This is a genomic window from Chryseobacterium salviniae, assembly GCF_035819015.1.
Lineage (GTDB): Bacteria > Bacteroidota > Bacteroidia > Flavobacteriales > Weeksellaceae > Chryseobacterium > Chryseobacterium salviniae.
In genome coordinates this window covers 43,273-61,826 of record NZ_JAYLAA010000018.1, presented here as the reverse complement: position 1 = coordinate 61,826, position 18,554 = coordinate 43,273, and the positions used below count along the sequence as shown (strand labels likewise).

At 39.7% G+C, this 18,554-nt stretch carries 15 protein-coding genes and 1 pseudogene; 3 read left to right on the top strand and 13 right to left on the bottom strand.

Going from position 1 to position 18,554, the window contains the following annotated elements; all coding sequences use genetic code 11:
• Positions 1 to 87 precede the first annotated feature (87 nt).
• From SOP96_RS04125 to SOP96_RS04085, 9 genes are all read right to left on the bottom strand, one after another.
• The gene (locus SOP96_RS04125; RefSeq protein WP_040995549.1) at positions 88 to 1,284 is read right to left on the bottom strand and encodes a hypothetical protein; all 1,197 of its coding nucleotides are present in this window, start codon (positions 1,282 to 1,284) and stop codon (positions 88 to 90) included.
• Positions 1,285 to 1,408: 124 nt separating this feature from the next.
• Positions 1,409 to 2,608 (bottom strand): NAD(P)/FAD-dependent oxidoreductase, encoded by a 1,200-nt coding sequence (locus SOP96_RS04120; RefSeq protein ID WP_034741473.1) that lies wholly within the window; start codon positions 2,606 to 2,608, stop codon positions 1,409 to 1,411.
• A gap of 382 nt (positions 2,609 to 2,990) precedes the next feature.
• Positions 2,991 to 3,818, bottom strand: a complete 828-nt coding sequence (locus tag SOP96_RS04115; protein WP_066434328.1) for an RteC domain-containing protein — start codon at positions 3,816 to 3,818, stop codon at positions 2,991 to 2,993.
• Between the two features lie 151 nt (positions 3,819 to 3,969).
• Positions 3,970 to 4,191, bottom strand: coding sequence for a heavy-metal-associated domain-containing protein (locus tag SOP96_RS04110; protein WP_066434334.1), 222 nt, complete (start codon positions 4,189 to 4,191; stop codon positions 3,970 to 3,972).
• Positions 4,192 to 4,313: 122 nt separating this feature from the next.
• A complete protein-coding gene (locus SOP96_RS04105; protein ID WP_219071571.1) occupies positions 4,314 to 5,168 on the bottom strand; it encodes a heavy metal-binding domain-containing protein in 855 nt (284 codons plus the stop codon).
• 182 nt (positions 5,169 to 5,350) lie between these two features.
• Complete coding sequence (locus SOP96_RS04100; RefSeq protein ID WP_066434337.1) at positions 5,351 to 6,547, bottom strand: MFS transporter; 1,197 nt, start codon at positions 6,545 to 6,547, stop codon at positions 5,351 to 5,353.
• A 163-nt stretch (positions 6,548 to 6,710) separates the two neighbouring features.
• Positions 6,711 to 9,011: a multicopper oxidase family protein gene (locus SOP96_RS04095; protein WP_066434340.1), complete on the bottom strand. Its 2,301-nt coding sequence runs from the start codon at positions 9,009 to 9,011 to the stop codon at positions 6,711 to 6,713.
• 66 nt (positions 9,012 to 9,077) lie between these two features.
• Positions 9,078 to 9,521 carry a DUF3347 domain-containing protein gene (locus SOP96_RS04090; protein WP_082738211.1) on the bottom strand — a complete coding sequence of 148 codons (444 nt, stop codon included), beginning with the start codon at positions 9,519 to 9,521 and terminating at the stop codon, positions 9,078 to 9,080.
• A 35-nt stretch (positions 9,522 to 9,556) separates the two neighbouring features.
• Positions 9,557 to 9,778 (bottom strand): heavy-metal-associated domain-containing protein, encoded by a 222-nt coding sequence (locus SOP96_RS04085; RefSeq protein ID WP_027384830.1) that lies wholly within the window; start codon positions 9,776 to 9,778, stop codon positions 9,557 to 9,559.
• 370 nt (positions 9,779 to 10,148) lie between these two features.
• Between SOP96_RS04085 and hppD the strand changes: the two genes are divergently transcribed.
• The 3 genes from hppD (at position 10,149) to SOP96_RS04070 (ending at position 12,717) form a co-directional block, all read left to right on the top strand.
• On the top strand, positions 10,149 to 11,309 hold the full coding sequence (gene hppD, locus SOP96_RS04080) for a 4-hydroxyphenylpyruvate dioxygenase (protein ID WP_066434350.1): 1,161 nt from the start codon (positions 10,149 to 10,151) through the stop codon (positions 11,307 to 11,309).
• Between the two features lie 63 nt (positions 11,310 to 11,372).
• The gene (locus tag SOP96_RS04075) at positions 11,373 to 12,206 is read left to right on the top strand and encodes a helix-turn-helix domain-containing protein (protein ID WP_066434353.1); all 834 of its coding nucleotides are present in this window, start codon (positions 11,373 to 11,375) and stop codon (positions 12,204 to 12,206) included.
• 100 nt (positions 12,207 to 12,306) lie between these two features.
• Positions 12,307 to 12,717 (top strand): OsmC family peroxiredoxin, encoded by a 411-nt coding sequence (locus tag SOP96_RS04070; RefSeq protein WP_066434354.1) that lies wholly within the window; start codon positions 12,307 to 12,309, stop codon positions 12,715 to 12,717.
• Between the two features lie 193 nt (positions 12,718 to 12,910).
• On the opposite strand, the gene SOP96_RS04065 is transcribed toward SOP96_RS04070, so the two are convergent.
• The 4 genes and pseudogenes from SOP96_RS04065 to SOP96_RS04050 form a co-directional block, all read right to left on the bottom strand.
• Positions 12,911 to 13,444, bottom strand: a complete 534-nt coding sequence (locus tag SOP96_RS04065) for a universal stress protein (protein WP_308196694.1) — start codon at positions 13,442 to 13,444, stop codon at positions 12,911 to 12,913.
• 93 nt (positions 13,445 to 13,537) lie between these two features.
• Positions 13,538 to 14,620 (bottom strand): annotated as a pseudogene (locus SOP96_RS04060) (Nramp family divalent metal transporter); the annotation flags it as partial.
• A gap of 260 nt (positions 14,621 to 14,880) precedes the next feature.
• On the bottom strand, positions 14,881 to 17,088 hold the full coding sequence (locus SOP96_RS04055; protein ID WP_066434355.1) for a heavy metal translocating P-type ATPase: 2,208 nt from the start codon (positions 17,086 to 17,088) through the stop codon (positions 14,881 to 14,883).
• 157 nt (positions 17,089 to 17,245) lie between these two features.
• The gene (locus SOP96_RS04050; RefSeq protein WP_066434357.1) at positions 17,246 to 18,553 is read right to left on the bottom strand and encodes an efflux RND transporter periplasmic adaptor subunit; all 1,308 of its coding nucleotides are present in this window, start codon (positions 18,551 to 18,553) and stop codon (positions 17,246 to 17,248) included.
• Position 18,554: the final 1 nt, after the last annotated feature.

The window sequence follows — 18,554 nt, the reverse complement described above, 5'->3', positions numbered from 1 at the left end:
TAGGGTTATACTTTTTTAATATTATAGTACAAATTTCGGGGTTTACAAAGTGTTATACCGCTACTTTTGTTACATAAGTTAAATTTTTCAAAACCAATAATTCGTAATTAAATTTAACTGATTATAATTGGTCTTTTGATAGACTGCAATTGGGTTTGAGCTTTGCAGATTTCTTTTAAAAATGTAAAGCAAATCAACTTCCAGTTTATGACTGACTTTGTAAGCGACAAAGCTATTCCATTGCAAAAAATCATCTGTATTGTACTTATTATTTTTAAAATCATTTTCGGAAACTCCGTTGCTGATGCTAAAATCTGAGTGAGCCGACCATTTTCCATGATGAAATAAGACCGAAACTTTTATAATATCAACATTTCCAAAACCTTCCAATCTGCTTCTCGGAAGCGATGTGAAAAACTGATCTCTTCCCAATTCTTTCGGAAATAAAAATCTGCCGGTATCAAATGCTTTAGAATAAGCAAACTCCAAAGCGAAATTTTTGATCTTATATCGAAACAAAAAACTTGCAACCTGACCGTTTTCATCTGGCTGGACATATCTTTCGTAATATTTTAATCGACTTTGGTAAGAATCCGGAATCTGATAACTGTAAATCAACCCAAAATCCCATTTAGGAAAATTTAAACCCAGCTGAAACCAAGATGTATTGAGTGTTTTATCTAAATGTATGTTGTAAAAATTAATATCTGCAATTCGAAATTTTCTTCCGTAGTGAAAGATGGCAACACCTGTGCTGTTATTTTCACTGAGATAATCTGCTTTTGAGCTGTCTGGTTGAAATCCGTTATCCAATACTCCGATTGCGTCTTTCATTTTTGACCATTCTGAATTTGAACGCATTGAAACAGAATTCAGCAATGCTACATCAACCTGTGATTTACCGGAAGTAAAATTCCAGCTCAATCCGCCATATTCTATAGGTAACATTCTGCCGTCACTTGGATTGATAAGCGGAGAATATTTAATCGGAATTTTTCCTATCGTAAATTTTGATTTCCCTTTCTCGTATTGTAAATACAACTGATTAAGCCTTGAAACGGCATAAAGATTCTGAGGAGAAGATAAGTCAAAAAGTTCCCGTTCCCACTTGGAAGATTTTCCGGATTTCAAATCCTTTTCTTCCAAATCTGATGATGCAACTTTAGAAAGATACGAAGCAGAAACTCCAATGGAAATACGTTTTACGGGTTTGTATTCAACCTTTAAATTTCCTGCTAAAGCATCTGCCCAATAATCGGTACCTGTAAGATTGTCTGTTGACATCAAAAAGTTTCGTAGATTTCCTGAGATGATGACTTTATCACGATTATCTAAATTAACAGATTGCGTTTTAACCATTGAAAAAGCAAACACCAAAATTATTGACGTAACTTTTTTGGTATACATTTCAAACTTCTTTTCCTTTCAGCATTTTGTTCCAATAGAGATACGGGAGAATATATTTCTTGAGAATCCAAAGTCTCCAATGCTCTTTTGAACTGTCTGAAATGAGCATCTTTTTGAGATTCGGGTCTGGTGTGAACTCATTTTTATAGTTAAATTCTGCCAAAACCATTTTTCCGTAACCTGTTACAAGCGGGCACGAAGAATATCCATTATAAGATTTGTTATCTGGTTTTGCACCTAAAATCATATTGATGAGATTAGAAACCACTACAGGAACTTGTTTTCGAATTGCAGCACCAGTTTTTGCAGTTGGAAGTCCGGCTACATCTCCTACTCCGAAAATATTTTGAAATTTATTGTGCTGAAGACTGTTAATATCAACATCAAGCCAGCCTGCCTCATTAGCTAAAACTGAATTTTTAATAAAACGTGGAGCTTCCTGTGGCGGCGCAAGATGAAGAAAATTAAACGGAATCTCAACAATACGATCTTCGTTTTTGAAATAGGCAATTTTATTCACCGGGTCAATCTTAAAAAGTCCGTGCAGTGTTTTTAAATCGATATGGTAACGGTAAATGACTTTCATCAACGTTTCAGCGACTTCTTTTACGCCAAAAATAACACCACCGGGAAGCGCAAAAGTAATTTTTACCTTATCTGAAATACCTTTTCTCCTAAAATAATCTGCGGCAAGATACATTATCTTTTGCGGCGCGCCTCCACATTTGATGGGCGTTGTAGGCAAAGTGAACAGCGCATTTCCTCCTTTAAAGCTCTGAAGAGATTTCCACGTAAACTCGGGATCTATATAGTTACTGCAAACAATACCCGTTTTCACCGCCTCTTCTAAACCTTCTACCAGAGAAAGATTATTCACCAGCCCAGGTGCAACCACGAGATATTCGTAAGAATAACTCGTGCCATTATCTGCAGAAATCTTGTTTTGTTCGGGATGAATTTCTGTAACCTTGTTTTTAAGCCAGGTTACACCATTGGGAATTAAATCTTTTGTCTGTCTTGCTGTGTCTTTAAAATCGTAAGTTCCAGCTCCTACGAGAGTCCACGCTGGTTGGTAATAATGTTTCTCGGAAGGGTCTATGATGAGAACATTGAGGGATTCATTGGTATTTATGAGAGAAGCAGCAGTCATAATTCCTCCTGTTCCTGCTCCGATAATGATGATTTGAAAATGATTTTCCATAGCCAGACTTTTTGATGATTTGTAAAGCTAAATAATCTGATAAAAACAGTAAGTAACATTTGTTACATAAGCTAAAAACTAAGCATAAAATATAAAATAATTTAAAAATAAACTCAAAATACCTCAATATTAACAACAGTCATCAAATAATATTGTAAAAAAGAGACTGATTCAAAATTGAATCAGTCTCTTACGATTAGATTTTTACTGAAAAAGATTAATTTAGTCAAAACTGACTAATAAAGAGTAGTTTACAAGAACCGAAAGAGTTATCGGTAACGATTTAGTAATGGTGCTTACTACACTTGCTTTCATTCAATTACCTTGTAAATCATTACTGCAAATGTATAAAAAATAAAGGTAAAGCAGTGAAACTTTACCTTTATTTTTCGTCTTGCTCGTCCATCCTTTTGATAAGTGCATCCCGAAGACTATCGAGGAACTTTGTTCGGTTTATCTTCCTGCCTTTCAGTTCCAAATAGGAATGGTAGAAATCCCCTAAGTCAATATTAAATATATTTTCAAAAGTCTTGGCGATGATTTTTATATCTGCATTACCATTGTCAATTGAACCCTGCGAATGCAGCGAATAAATCAACTCAATGAGTGAAGTTTTACTACCTGTCCAGTTTAGGGGAGGCGTTTCAAGTAGCTTTCTCTGATTGTTATTGCTCAACTGGTCTTCGAGGTAAACCTGTATCAAGTCGTTGGCAATAATCTTAGCTACCTTGTAATCGTGCGAGGTTGCAAAATTATGGTCTGCTTCAAAATAATAGGTGTCTAAACTCAACTTTATATCGTGCTTGCCACGTAAAAAGAATTTATAGTCCAGATGAGTGCTGTTGGTTCTGTAATACTTGTAAAATTCCAAATTAGCATCGAAATACCTCTTGATTTTGGAAAGCTCAACATTCAGATATTTCTTGATGATTTTATCGCCGCCTCGTGGTCTTTTTGTTTCAATCTTGTAAATGGCATTGAAGTAGATGAGCTTCGATACTAATTGAGGCTTTAGCTGTTTGAAAAAAAGTATTTCGGCTTCATCATCTTTAAATCCATTCTTCTTAATGTATTTTTTTATCTCCTCAAGTTTCTGCAAGACTAATATAATTGCATTTTCATACGATATCAATGAATTACTTGGCTCATAGGTCAATTCGTTAATTCTATCGTCTAATTCGTTTATTATAGTTTGGTAATAATTTGTCATCGAAAGCGAAATTTAAAGTATGAAACCAATTAAAAAGCACAAAATGAGGCAGCAATTGCAGATAGCCCACAATAAATTGCCTCATTTTAGTATGTATTGATTGAGTATAAGAGAGCCCTATCCTTAATTAAAACTGGATAGGGCTAAGAGATTAAACCACTAATGGTTCTGCTTTAAAGCCTTTTTTCTTAACGATGGCAACTATTTCATCTTGTGTTATACCCTCTGATTTTACGGTTAAAATTTTGTCATTGTTGGCTGTATCTACATTCCATTCGCAGATACCGTCGGTACTGTCCAAATCCGCTTTTACCTTTGATACACAACCGCCACAATTAAGATTGGTCTTGAACTGAAATTCTGTATTTTCCATATTTTTTTAAACTTATTTACTATTGTTTTGAACTGTCGCAAAATTCAACATAATCCCGAAGTCTGCTATTGTGATATTCCGGGTTTAATTTGTGACTTTTACTGTTTTCCTGTTACAGACTATTAATGGTTGTGCGTGTGGTGGCTGTGGTCTTCTACCGATTTTTCGCCTTCTGATACGGTAATAGTAAAATCTGCCGTATGTACCACATTGTTTATTTTGAACTGTGCCCACAATCTATAAAGCCCTGCTTTTTTGATAAGCGTTTCGGCATAGATTGGGAAATTCTCTTTTGATACCGGGTGTATATGTAGAAAATCCTTATTAGTTTTACTTATCATTACGATATGGGCAGTCGCTCCGAGATAATTCTGCATATCCTTTTCCTCTAATTTCTTGCCGTCCTTTTCTACCGAAAATTGCAAGCCCTGATTTCTGTTTGTTTTAAAGTCTTCGCCGTTAAGCAGCGTTACCGTAAAACCATCTACGGTTGAAACCAATTTTGTCTTTAAATCGGCTGTTTGTGTTGCTGCCGTACCTTTTACCTCAATGGTTTGCTTATTGACCTCTCCCTCGGCTCCGTTCGGTTTGTAGTCGGTAAATAACAGGTATTTACCTGCTGTAGGGAATGTTTCTGAAACCTTATAAGAACCGTCTGCCTGTTCTTCGGGGTGGATATGGTCAAACCAGGTCAGTTCTTCATTCACTACCAAAAGGTGCATTTTCATTTCGTGCACTACTTCCAACGGTACATTTTTACCGTGTTCACTAATGGCGATGGATAGATTAGTTGGTTTACCTGCTTCCACATTTTGCGGGTCGGCAGCCACTTTTACTTCATACTGGCTTTTCTCTTTATTAACAGGGCTCAAAGCCATACCACATTTAGGGCATTTATCGCCTTTGTTTCCTTTTACTTCCGGGTGCATCGGACAAGCGTATGCGCTGTCGTGATTTGCGTGCTGATGTGCATTCATATCCTCTGATTTTTTATTATTACTTTCTGAATTGTTGCAGGCAGATAACGCTGCCAGTGAAACAACCGTGCTTAGTAATATGGTTTTAAATTATTCATTTATTTATCTCTCTTATTACAATACAAATTTCCGCATTAAATGGGTTGTATCTATTGTGATATTCTTTGTTTGATTTACGATTTTTACTGATTGCTAACGCTGTTCTTTTGGCTCATTACAATCCTGATAACCGCTATCAATGTGATGATAAGCATCGGTATCAGTACAATGTTTACGCCATTCCAACCCCAGTAATTAAACAGGCTGCCTGCAAAGAAGCTAGCAATACTGATTACTGCAAAAACCGTGAAATCGTGGAAAGCCTGCGTTTTTTCTTTCTCTTCGGGACGGTACACTTTGGTAAGCAATGACGAACCGCCGATAAACAGGAAGTTCCAACCTAAGCCCACGATGAACAATGCGGAAACGAAATGCGCAAAGCCTGTTCCCATCAGGGCAATGATGATGTACAGGAACAAAATCGCCAAACCGGAAATAATGATACGGTAAACGCCGAATTTCTGAATAAGCATACCTGTAAAGAATGACGGCAGGAACATACCTAATACGTGCCACTGGATAACCGTTGCGGAGCTGTCGGACGAATGCCCTACGCTGTGCATTGCTATCGGGGTAACAGTCATAGACATTCCCATTACGGCAAATGCGGTAGATGATGCCAGTATTGCAAGTATGGTATCTTTATTCTTAATGATTTCTTTTAACGGGCGACCTTTCTTTACCGCTTCATTGGTTTGTACCGCAGATGTTCTTTGCAGCTTTAAAAAGGAAACAACACCCAAAGCGACCACGCTTAACAGGATAATAGAAAAGTAGGGATAAGCGTAAGGAACCGCCCCTAAATGCTGCGTAAACCTCGCTAAGTTGGGTCCTGCGAATGCTGCAACAATGCCACCTGCAATAACAAAAGAAATTGCCTTGCTTTTCGCATAGTCGGGAATGGCATCAGCCGCCGCAAAACGATAGTATTGCGAAAAGCCTTGATAAGTACCAATGAGCATATTACCCACTGAAAACAGCCAAAAGGAATTTTGGATAATACCGTACCACGAAACCAAACCCGACAAAACACCTATCAGTGTACCTATCATAAAGGCATTGCGCTGACCTAATTTTCTAATAATGAGGGATGCGGGTATCATCATACCTGCCGTACCTACGGTAATCATTGCCAATGGTAAGGTCGCCAGATTTTTATCGGGAGCCATTTGTAAGCCTACCACACCCGAAAGTGTAATGACCAATATGGATGCAGTCTGGAACAACGCCTGCGAGGTAAACAGTAGATACACGTTGTTCCATTTTATTTTTGCTGTCATAATCTTAAAATTTATGATGCAAAATTGGCAATTTGTTTCGGGCTGCCTATTGTGATATTTCTTGTTTGATTTGTGAGGTTTACTGATTTAGTCTGGTATTGTAAATGCAAAAAGGTTATAGCATAACCGCTACAACCTTTGTCTATTTTATGAATGAAATCCTTTAGTAATTGAGCGAAAGTCCTGCACCAAAGCCCATATCACTATCATAGTGCGCCCTGATACCGATATGCCTCGTCAAAATGTACCGCAGGTCTGCCATATATTCCAAATCGGTATTGACCATAAACCCGGCTCTTAACCGTCTGGAGATAGGTATATCCTCCCGCATCAATGATACCCTGAAAATACCGTCGTGGTAAACTTCTGCCTGTACGTTGACCAACATCGGCAAGGTGTACATTACCCCTAAGCTCACAGCAGCTCGGTTGTCTTTTTTATTAACCTGTCCGAAGAGGTTTTTCTCGTGCTCGTCCATTCCCATTCTGCGGTATCGCCAATCGAAACCGACAAAAGGCATCAGCCATTGCATTTTACCAATGTAACGTCCCAAATGCGTTTCCACTTCATAGCCGTGCATATCATTATAGCCTAAACGCCATTCCGTACCCAAACTGTAACGGGCGTTCATCAACATTGCTTCTCCGTCAATACCATTGGTCGCAAAATCACTTTGAGCCATCAAATGTGGCATATTGCTTTCACGCTGCAACATTTTATATGCTTTTTCCTTATTGGGTAAATACGGATTTTTGTAATCATCCACAGCGAAAACCCTATTCATACCTGCCATCATATGATACAGGATATGACAATGGAAAAACCAATCACCCTCGGTATTCGCAAGGAACTCTATCGTATCGGTTTCCATCGGCATAATGTCGATGATGTTTTTCATCGGTGCATTTTCGCCGTGCTCATTCAGCACCCTGAAATCAAAACCGTGCAGGTGTATCGGGTGGCGCATCATTGAGTTATTATAAATCGTAATCCTCAATACTTCGCCTTTTTTAACAGGTATCTTATCTGTTTCTGCCAAAACCTTGTTATCCATACTCCAAACGTAACGGTTCATATTTCCCGTTAAGGTAAATTTCAGTTCCTTAACCGGGGCATCAGCCGGAAGCGTGGTATTATGCGGCGATTTCAACATTGCGTAATTGAGCGTTTTAATGTCGCTCAACGCATTAGCATTATAACGGTTGGGGTCTTCGTCGCTATTCATCTTATGGTCGCCGTGATGCTCCATAGACGGTGCTGTACCCTTGTTTTTTTTGCTCTTTTCCTCGCCTGTAATCTCCGGGTACATCACTACGTTCATATCCATTTGGTTCAGGCTCATATTCATTCCCATATCTTCCAGGTCGCCGTTCATCTTCATCATATCGTTCATCATTTGCATACCCTCAAAATATTTCAGGCGTGGCATTTCCCCGACCAATTGTTTTGTACCGTTGCCAATAAAATAGCTTGTGGATTGGGTACGGTCTTCGGTGGTTGCCATAAATTCAAAGGCTTTGCCGTCCTCGGGAATGGTAACAACCACATCGTAAGTTTCCGATACAGCAATAATCAGCCTGTCCACTTCCACAGGCTCCACATCGTTGCCATCACTCGCCACTACGGTAATTTTACCGCCTGCATAGCGCAGCCAAAAGTAAGACGATGCACCCCCATTGGAAATGCGTAAACGTACTTTATCGCCTGCTTTTAAGGGCTTGCCGTCAATGCTTTTTAAATCGGTATGATGATTACCGTTCATCATTACACGGTCGTAATACACATCGCTCACGTCCATTGCCAACATACGCTTCCATTCGTTGTTCAGCTTGGTTTTGAATTTTCCGCTTCTAATGGCTTCGGCGTAGCTTTGTGTTGCGCCTTTCCTTATCGCAAACCAGTCGCTTGCTGCGTGCAGCATACGGTGTACATTTTCGGGCTTCAGGTTCGTCCATTCGCTTAGCATTATGGGAATTTCCGGTAAATCGTCAATTCCTTTCCTAAATGTTTTATCATCAGCCCTTTTGCGCATTATAAAGCTGCCGTACATTCCAATCTGTTCCTGCAATCCCGAATGTGAGTGATACCAATGCGTTCCGTTCTGAATAATCGGAAATCGGTAAGTATAAGTTGCGCCCGGCTCAATCGGCATTTGCGTTAAGAAAGGTACGCCGTCTTCCTTATTCGGCAGGAACAAGCCGTGCCAGTGCAGGGATGTACTTTCTTTTAACTGGTTATGCACTACGATTTCTGCCGTGTCGCCCTCTGTAAATTCAAGCGTGGGCATCGGGATTTGCCCGTTTACAGCAATTGCCCTCTTTTCCTTGCCCGCATAATTTACAAGCGTATCTTTTACATACAGGTCGTAATGAACTACCTTTTGTGCAATGCTGACTTGTGATATAAAGATTGCCAACAGGGTTAGCGGCAACAGCTTTTTGTAAAGAAATTTTTGATTATCCATTTTAAAAATCGCATTGGTTATAAAGATTAAAAGGCATTGCCCATTGAGCAATGCCTTTGTGGGTTATTATTTAGTTTCGGTAACTTTACCACAAGTAAGCATAGAAGAACCGTAGTAAGGATTTTTAATCTCCTTTTCTTTGCTTAACCAATATGCTTTTTTCATCGGGCAATATTGGTAGTAAACGGGTTGGTTTACTTTGTCTGATGATTTTACCACTTTCCACAGTACGGTTGATACTTCGTTGAAAGCGGCTCTTTGCTTTTCAAGGTTGTTACCTGCCTTACTTAATTTGTCGGTGGCTTTCTGCAATTCTGCTTTCTGTGCAAAATCGCCCTCGCTCTTAACGGCTTCGTTCAGTGCGCTAATGGCGGTGCTTGCCGCTTTACTATCGCTGCTTACCAAAGCATTTTTTACGCTGATGTAGTTGTTCAGCAGGTTGCCTGTATTTTGCGCAAAGGCAGAAAATCCAAACAACATTACGGTCATTGCTACTATTAACTTTTTCATTTTTTTATCCTTTTTAATAATGAGTGAATGGCTGATTATTCTGAAATGGGTTCAGCTTTAAACCCTTTTTTCTTGATGATGGCGACAACCTCGTCTTCGGTAATGCCCTCTGCTTTTACAGTCAGGATTTTATCGGCGTTGGTCGTATCAACGTTCCATTCGCAGATACCGCCTGCGTTATCTAAATCTGCCTGCACTTTTGATACACAGTTGCTGCAATTAAGGTTTGTCTTGAATTGAAGATTTTTGCTTTCCATTGTCTTGAACTTTTATTTGTTTTTGCTGATACAAAAATCGGTAGATAATGCGCTAAGCTGTTTGTGAAATTCCTTGTTTGATTTATGATATTTACTGATTGCATTTCAAAAACGGTTCCGCTTGTAATATTCCGGCTTTGTTTTATGACTTTTACTGATTATAGTGCTCGTTCAGAATAAGCGGAATACTTTTATCGAAGTATAACGCTAACTGTTTTATAAAATGGCTATCAAAACCTTTCTCTCCGTTTTGCATCGGGCTATGTTGTAGCTTCGGGTTCCCAACCCCAACACGATTGCACAAATCTTCTTTGTGCAACAATCTTTATTGCAAAATCACACATAACATAATTTTTAAAAATCATATATAATGACAAACGATTTAAAGAACGTCGAATATGGCTTGGATAAGATATTCGAGGGCGCACAAGATTTTTTACCGATTTTAGGAACAGACTACGTGGAATTTTATGTAGGCAATGCGAAACAGGCTGCTCACTATTACAAATCAGCTTTCGGGTTTCAGTCGTTGGCGTATGCCGGACTGGAAACAGGCTTACAGGACAGGGCTTCTTACGTGGTAAAGCAGGACAAAGTGAGACTGGTATTAACGACCGGGATGCGCTCTAATTCCGAAATTAACGGACACGTAAAGAAGCACGGCGACGGCATCAAAGTAGTGGGTCTTTGGGTAGAAGATGCCCGCAAAGCCTTTGAAGAAACCACGAAAAGAGGTGCTAAAGCCTATATGGAACCAACTGTAACTACCGATGAAAACGGCGAAGTGGTACAATCGGGCATTTATGCGTATGGCGAAACGATTTTTATGTTTACCGAACGCAAAAACTACAACGGTATATTTATGCCGGGCTATGAGCAATGGGAAACCGAATATAACCCTGCGCCTGCGGGACTAAAATATATTGACCATATGGTGGGCAATGTGGACTGGAACCAAATGGACACCTGGGTAAAATGGTTTGAGGATGTAATGGGATTTGAGAACTTCCTGTCATTCGATGATAAGCAGGTTTCTACCGAATATTCTGCCCTGATGTCTAAAGTAATGGCAAACGGTAACGGCAGAATTAAATTCCCGATAAACGAACCCGCAGAGGGCAAAAAGAAATCACAGATTGAAGAGTACCTTGAATTTTACGAGGGCGAGGGCGTTCAGCATATTGCCGTAACTACGGATGATATTGTAAAGACCGTAAACGACCTGAAATCAAGAGGGGTTGAATTTCTGTCAAGACCGCCACAAGCGTATTATGATGCCATTCCTGAACGCTTAAAAGCGCATATGCACCGCTTTAAAGAAGATATCAAGGAATTGCAGGAGTTGGGTATTCTGATTGATGCGGACGAAGAGGGCTATTTGTTACAAATCTTTACCAAACCAGTTGAAGACCGTCCTACATTTTTCTTTGAGGTTATTCAAAGAATGGGTGCAAGAGGTTTCGGCGCAGGAAACTTTAAGGCATTGTTCCAATCTATCGAAAGAGAGCAAGAACGCAGAGGAACATTATAATTTTTGTAACTTTAGCAAAGTCCTGATTTATTTCAGGGCTTTGTTGTTTATATAAAAAGGAGAATGGATATAGCGACCGAGAACAATCAGGATAAAATGATAGGTTATTTCGATTTTTTTGGAATGCCAGATGGGATTGTAAGCAACACAGTTTGGTTTGACGAGAATTATAAAATTGTTTTCTTAAAAGAAGGACGTGTTAATGTTGATTTTGTTGACTATGATTTTGAAGAAAGTACATTGCTTTTCTTTAGTATAGGGCAACAATTCAAAATATCTAAAAATTCGGAAGGAAGCATTGTTTATTTTAACCCGAATTTCTATTGTATCGCTTTTCACGATAAAGAGCTTGCTTGTGACGGACTTCTTTTCGACAACGTTTTTGAACTTCCTTTTATAGCGCTCACCGCACATCAAAGAGACATTTTTCAAAAAATACTTATTTCTATTAAAGAGGAAATTGCGGTAAAAGATTTTTGGGCGGAAGAAATGATTAAGACCTATATCAAGCAGGTTGTTATTTTTGCTACCCGAACTCTTGCAAAAAAGGACTACGATATTTATCACCCCGTATCATTCGATAAAGAGCTGGCGAGAAAATTTAGCCAATTGGTAGAGCAAAATTATCGAACTATCCACTCCGTAGCAGATTATGCATCTATGCTCAATCTTACACCTAAAAACCTCAACCGAAAAATAGTAACAGAAAAACAGATTGCTCCAAATACAATTATCAAAAATCGAATTATCCTTCAGGCAAAAAGATTACTTGTCAATACAACGTTAAGCATTAAAGAAATCGCTGTTTATCTCGGGTACGAAGACTATTCTTATTTTCTTCGCTTTTTCAAATCACAAACGGGCTCTTCACCTCTTACATTCCGAAATTCAATGTAACCCTACTTATGGGTAAAATGTCCTATTAAGTGTGAAGTATGTGTATTGATAGCCTTTCTCTGAAGCAGTAATTTTGTTATGTAATTAAAAATAGAGTACAATGAAAGCAAAAATCACAGCTAAATGGCAAGGTAATTTTAAAAACGGAAATGGAAATTTTGATGCATCGCATTCTACTATTGGTAGAAGTGTTTTTAAACACAATAAAGCAGAAGGAGAAACTACTGCTACTAATCCGGAAGAATTAATGGCGGCAGCGCACGCAGCTTGTTACACAATGACATTAAATTATATCCTCACGAGCAACGGTATAGAGGCAGAGAAAATTGAAACATCCTGTACTATAACCGCAACAAGCTTCGATATTACTAATTCCGATTTGGTACTGGATGCAGAAATACCTGGTTTAACCAATGAAGATTTTTTAAAATACGCTGAACAGTCAAAAGCAATGTGTCCTGTAGGAAAAGCATATAATTTAGAAATTTCATTAACTGCCACCTTAAATTAAAATCAGGTCAATTTTGGGGGATTGAGTTCATTAGTTTAATCAAATTAAAGTCACGGTATATCCCGTGACTTTTTAGTTTGCAATATTTACATAAAGTACTTTAAGAACTTTGGATTAACAACCCAAGAAGCGACGACAATAGCAGTACGCACTTCCAACAATTCAGTTTATTCATATTATCAATTTTTAAAGGTTAAATTTTTACTATTTCAGTGTTTTCTTTAGGGATAACCAGCACAGGTACATTTACCAAATGCCTTACCTGATTTATGGTTGCGCCGTACAACAAATCTTTCAATCCCTTATGCCCGTGTGCACCCATTACCACCAGTTCAGCACCGGACTGATTGACGATTTCGGCAATGGCATTGGCAGTCCTTCCAAAGCCTAGTTTTGCATCAGCAAAATATCCGTTGTCCTGTAACTGCTTTGCGTATTCCTCCAAAAACTCCCTGTCTTTTACAGTTTCCTCGTCGGTACTGTCGTGAAAGTGCGATGCGGATGCCACACTCTCCACGATATGAATGAGCGTGTACCTGCTGTCTTTACCGCCCTGCGTAATGGCGTGGTTGATAACCTTGTGGTCAAGGGTCTTAAAATCCACAGTAAGCGCAATATTCCGGTATGGCACGAATGGTTGTAGCTGCAAAGGCTCCGGCTTGTCGTGCGGTGTTATTTCACAAAAGGCTTTTCTACTGAATAATGGGTACAACGTAGTATATGCCATCAAAATGATAAAACCTATCCCACCCAAAATGATTAAACTTTTACAAGCTATGTTACCTGAAGTAGCAAAAAAACTAAATGCTTCCTCTGCTAATAGTTTGGAATTTAGATACACCAGTAGGATTGTTATAACCCAAGCCGTTATTTTTATCAAGGGCTTGATGGCAAATTTGCCCATTGTCCTTTTATCACTTACAAAATGTATAAGTGGAATAACTGCAAAACCCAGTTGCATACTCAATACCACCTGGCTGAAGATAAGCAGGCTATCTACATTGTCCTCGCCATTGATTAGGATTACCAAAGCTGCCGGAACTATGGCGAGTAACCTCGTGATAAGCCTTCTTAATAAAGGGTTTATTCTAAACCGCAGATAACCCTCCATTACGATTTGGCCGGCAAGCGTACCTGTAATGGTACTGCTTTGCCCGGCAGCTATCAATGCTACGGCAAAGAGTTTGGCTGTAAAATTACTTCCGAAATGTTGAGGTAATAGCTCGTAAGCCTGCTTTAGCTCCGCCACATCAGAACGCCCGGTTTTGTAAAAAACCGTAGCGGCAAGAATTAATATAGCAGCATTTACAAACAATGCCATATTTAATGCAATAGCACTGTCCCAAAAATTTAGCTTGATTGCTTTTTTGATGCTGGCGTCATCACGGTTAAACTTTCTTGTCTGTACCAATGCAGAATGGAGGTATAGATTATGTGGCATTACCGTCGCACCGATAATGCCGATGGCGATATACAATGCTGTATCGTTCTGAATGTGTGGTATCAGTCCTGTCGCTATTTCTCCTACATTGGGATTAGCTACCCATATTTGCACAAGGAATGACATTCCGATAACGAATATCAATCCAATAATAAAGGCTTCTAGTTTTCTCATTCCCCATTTTTGTAGGGTCATCAACAAGAATGTATCTAACGCAGTAATTGCAACACCCCAAATCAAGGGCATTCCTGTAAGTAATTGCAAGCCTATCGCCATACCCAATATTTCAGCAAGGTCTGTGGCCACAATAGCTATTTCTGCAAGTAGATACAGTATAAAGTTTATTTTCTTCGGGTATGTTTCCCGGTTTGCCTGTGCCAAATCCCTATTACGAACGATGCCCAACCTTGCTGACAAGCTCTGGAGCAATAAACCCATAATGCTACTCATCAACAAAACCCAAAGTAATGAATATCAGAACTGGCTGCCACCCGCCAAACCAGTTGCCCAGTTGCCTGGGTCCATATACCCAACACTGACAAGATAAGCTGGCCCGAAAAAAGCCAGTACTCTCCGCCAACGGGATTTACCAGGAGTGGTCGTATCGACTGAATTATGTATTTCGCTTAGTGAAGCCTGTGATTGTTGTTTACCCATTTCCAAAATTGCTTACGATAAAAAAACTGCCGCAAAAATAATCTTGCGGCAGTCCAACTTAACAATTAAAACTTCATTCTTTGTATCCGCACCGCATTAAGAATTGCTAATAAGGCTACACCTACATCGGCAAATACAGCTTCCCACATTGTTGCTAATCCTCCTGCACCAAGTATAAGCACGATTGCTTTTACTCCGAATGCCAATGCTATATTTTGAAAGACGATTTTTTTAGTCTGTTTTCCGATATTAATAGCCATTGGTATTTTGGATGGCATATCGTCCTGTATCACAACATCGGCTGTTTCAATAGCAGCATCACTTCCTAAACCGCCCATTGCGATACCTGCATCACTCAACGCAATTACTGGAGCATCATTTACACCATCACCTACAAACGCCACGCTGCCATTACGGGATTTGATTTCCTTTACTTTATTTACTTTGTCTTCAGGTAATAAATCCCCATACGCACTGTCAATGCCCAACTGTCCCGAAACAAACTGAACAACGGTATTTTTATCACCACTCAACATTGTGGTTTTTACACCCATTTTACGCAGATTTTCAATTGCTGCTTTTGCATCTACTTTAATGCTGTCCGAAATGGTTAAATATCCTACGAACTTTCTATCATAAGCAATCGCTATTACTGTGTAAACTATGTTTGCGGTATCTGCATCGTGGCTGATGTTAAATTTATCGAGCAATTTGAAATTACCTACTAAAAGCTCTTTACCGTTAACGGTGGCTTTTAATCCGTGTCCTGCTATTTCTTCAACATTTGCTAAATTTACGTCGGCATCTACCTCTCCCCAATAATTGTGGATTGCGGTTGCAACAGGGTGTGTACTTTGACTTTCCAATACGTTGACGAGGTTGAGTATTTCGTCTTTATTGAATTCTGGTTTGATAAAGACTTCCTGGACTTTGAAAACACCTTCGGTGAGGGTTCCCGTTTTATCCATCACTACATTTTCTACTTTGGCAAGAATATCAAGGAAATTAGACCCTTTAAGCAGGATACCGTTTCGACTTGCTGCCCCAATACCACCAAAATAACCCAGAGGGATGGAGATTACCAAAGCGCAAGGACAAGAGATAACCAGGAATACCAATGCTCTATACAACCATTCACTGAATACATAATTATCTACGAAAAGTGCGGGAAGTAAGGTAATAGCAATAGACAGATATACGACTATCGGCGTATAAATTTTGGAAAATTTACGGATAAACAACTCGGTTGGTGCTTTTTGCGATGTGGCATCCTGAACCAGTTCCAAAATTCTGCTTAACTTACTATCCGAATAATCGGTTGTTACCTTTATTTGGCTTACAGTGTTGAGGTTAATCATACCTGCCAATACAGCTTCGCCTTTACTTTTTGTATCAGGTTTGCTTTCTCCTGTAAGGGCTGCTGTATTGAAAGAGGCGGTTTCTGAAATCAACTCGCCGTCCAATCCCAATTTTTCGCCCGGCTTTAACTGAATAACATCGCCTATGTAAGCATCTTCAGCTTTTACAACAATAGGCTTACCTGCTCTGATAACCGTTACCTCATCAGGGCGTTGGTCTAATAGGGCTTTAATATTACCTTTTGCTCTTGATACCGCAATAGTCTGAAATACTTCACCTACGGAGTAGAACAGCATTACAGCTACTGCTTCAGGATATTCGCCAAGTGCAAATGCACCGATTGTCGCAATCGCCATCAAGAAAAATTCTGAAAAAAAGTCTTTGTATCGGATACTTTCAATAGCTTCTTTGATTACTGGCAATCCGACAGGTAAATAAGCGATAACGTACCAGGCAATTCTAACCCAACCAGTGAACCAGTTTTGAGTAAAGTAATTATCAAAACCGATAGCAACAAGTAATAAAGCTAAAGATATACCCGCAGGCATAAATAACTGAAATGGCGTTTTGCCCTCTATGTCGTGACTGTGGTCGTGGTCATCACCGTGGCTGTGCCCGTGGTGATCGTGATTGTGTCCGTGGTGGTCGTGATTGCGTCCGCTTTTTTCTATATGGTTGTGGTCATCATCACAATGTTTAGTATCGGCTTTACTGCAACTTTTGCCGCCAGTGTGTCCGTGTCCGTCATCGGAATGATTAGCATCTTTCAGCAAATCTGATGCACCTGCATTTTTATAAATCTTTTCTGTTTTCAAACAGCATAGTTGATTTCCCTGTGTATCATATTTATGTTTATGCTCTTTTTTATTTACCAGGTTCAGACTATCGTCTGTACTACAACATATTTTTGACATATCTAAAATTTTTTTTATTTCTATTTGTAAAACAAAATTACTCTGCCATTTTGGGAACCTGGTTGCAAAAGCGAAACAGCTACCATTTTAGCAAAACCCTTATATTTGATTTACTGGCTGATTGCTTATTAGGAACAATCAGAGGGTATTTGTTATTTTAGTGTGCGTGAGCGTGACCGCCACCACCTGATAATTTCGCATTGATGAAAAACGCACCTTTGGTAACTATCCTTGCATCTTTGGGAATTTCCGTTACTGGAGTAATGCTCGTATAACCCATTTCTGTAACACCTGTAACCACTTCAATTTTTTCAAAATTTACCGTGCCTGCCGCTTCCTCTTTATGCGCTGTCTTTTCATCGCCGTGGTCGTGCCCGTGTCCGTCTTCTTCTCCGGCTGCCTGCGGCTTTTTGTTGGTAATGACAAAGATGTATTTCTTACCGTCCGCATCTACCACCGCATCATTTGGAACTGACGGGGAAAGCACATTGTTGAGGCTCACAATCGCCGTAATGTTCATCCCGTCAATCAGTCCCTTTACATTGCCTTTTACACGGGCGTGTATGGGAATGGTTTTGCTGTCGTTTTCAAACGCCGAACCAATACCGTATATCACGGCATCGTGCTCGTTTACCGGATTATTGGTCAGGGTAAAATGTATGGTCTGCCCGGTTTTCAGCAAGGGCAAATCTTTTTCAAATACATTCAAATGCAAATGCAGGGAACTGTTATCTACAATTTCAGCCACAGGCGAAGAAACATCTACATAGCTGCCGATTTTGCCGTACACATTGCTAATGGCTCCGCTAATGGGGCTTGTAACTATCAGTGAGGATTTAAGTGAACTGTTGCTGACTGAATTTGGATTGATGCCCATTAGCTGTATTTGTTGATGCAAAGAGGCTTTGCGGGTTCTTAACGCATTGAGTTCGGCGGTGGCATTTTGCAGGTTTTTCAATGCCCCGGCATTGCCGGTGTTCAGTTCTTTTTGTCTTTGCATTTCCTGTTCGGCAAAAGTTATTTTACTGTTGATGGTCAGGTATTCTTCCTGCAACTGGATAAACTGCGGGTTGGCAATGGTGGCAATAACCTGTCCTTTGCGTACATAGTCGCCAATCTGTACATTAATAGATTTTATCACGCCACCGTATAAAGAGGTAGCATTTGCCTTGCTACTGTTGGGCAAACTCAAAATACCGTTCGCTTTAATAGTGGCGGTTAGTTCTTTCATTTCCACCACACCGTATTTGATACCTACAGCTTCAATCTGTTGGGGCGTAAGTGCCGCAACGGTGGCAGCGCCCTCTTCGGCTCCGTGCTCGTGTCCGTGCCCTGTATCGGCTTTTGCTTCCGTTTTGTGCTCGTGGTTATGACCGTCTTCGCTTTCCTTTTTTTGACTATCTCCACAGGCGGTCAGGGAAACTGTAAAGAGTGCTGCTAAAAACATTTTCGATATATTGTTCATC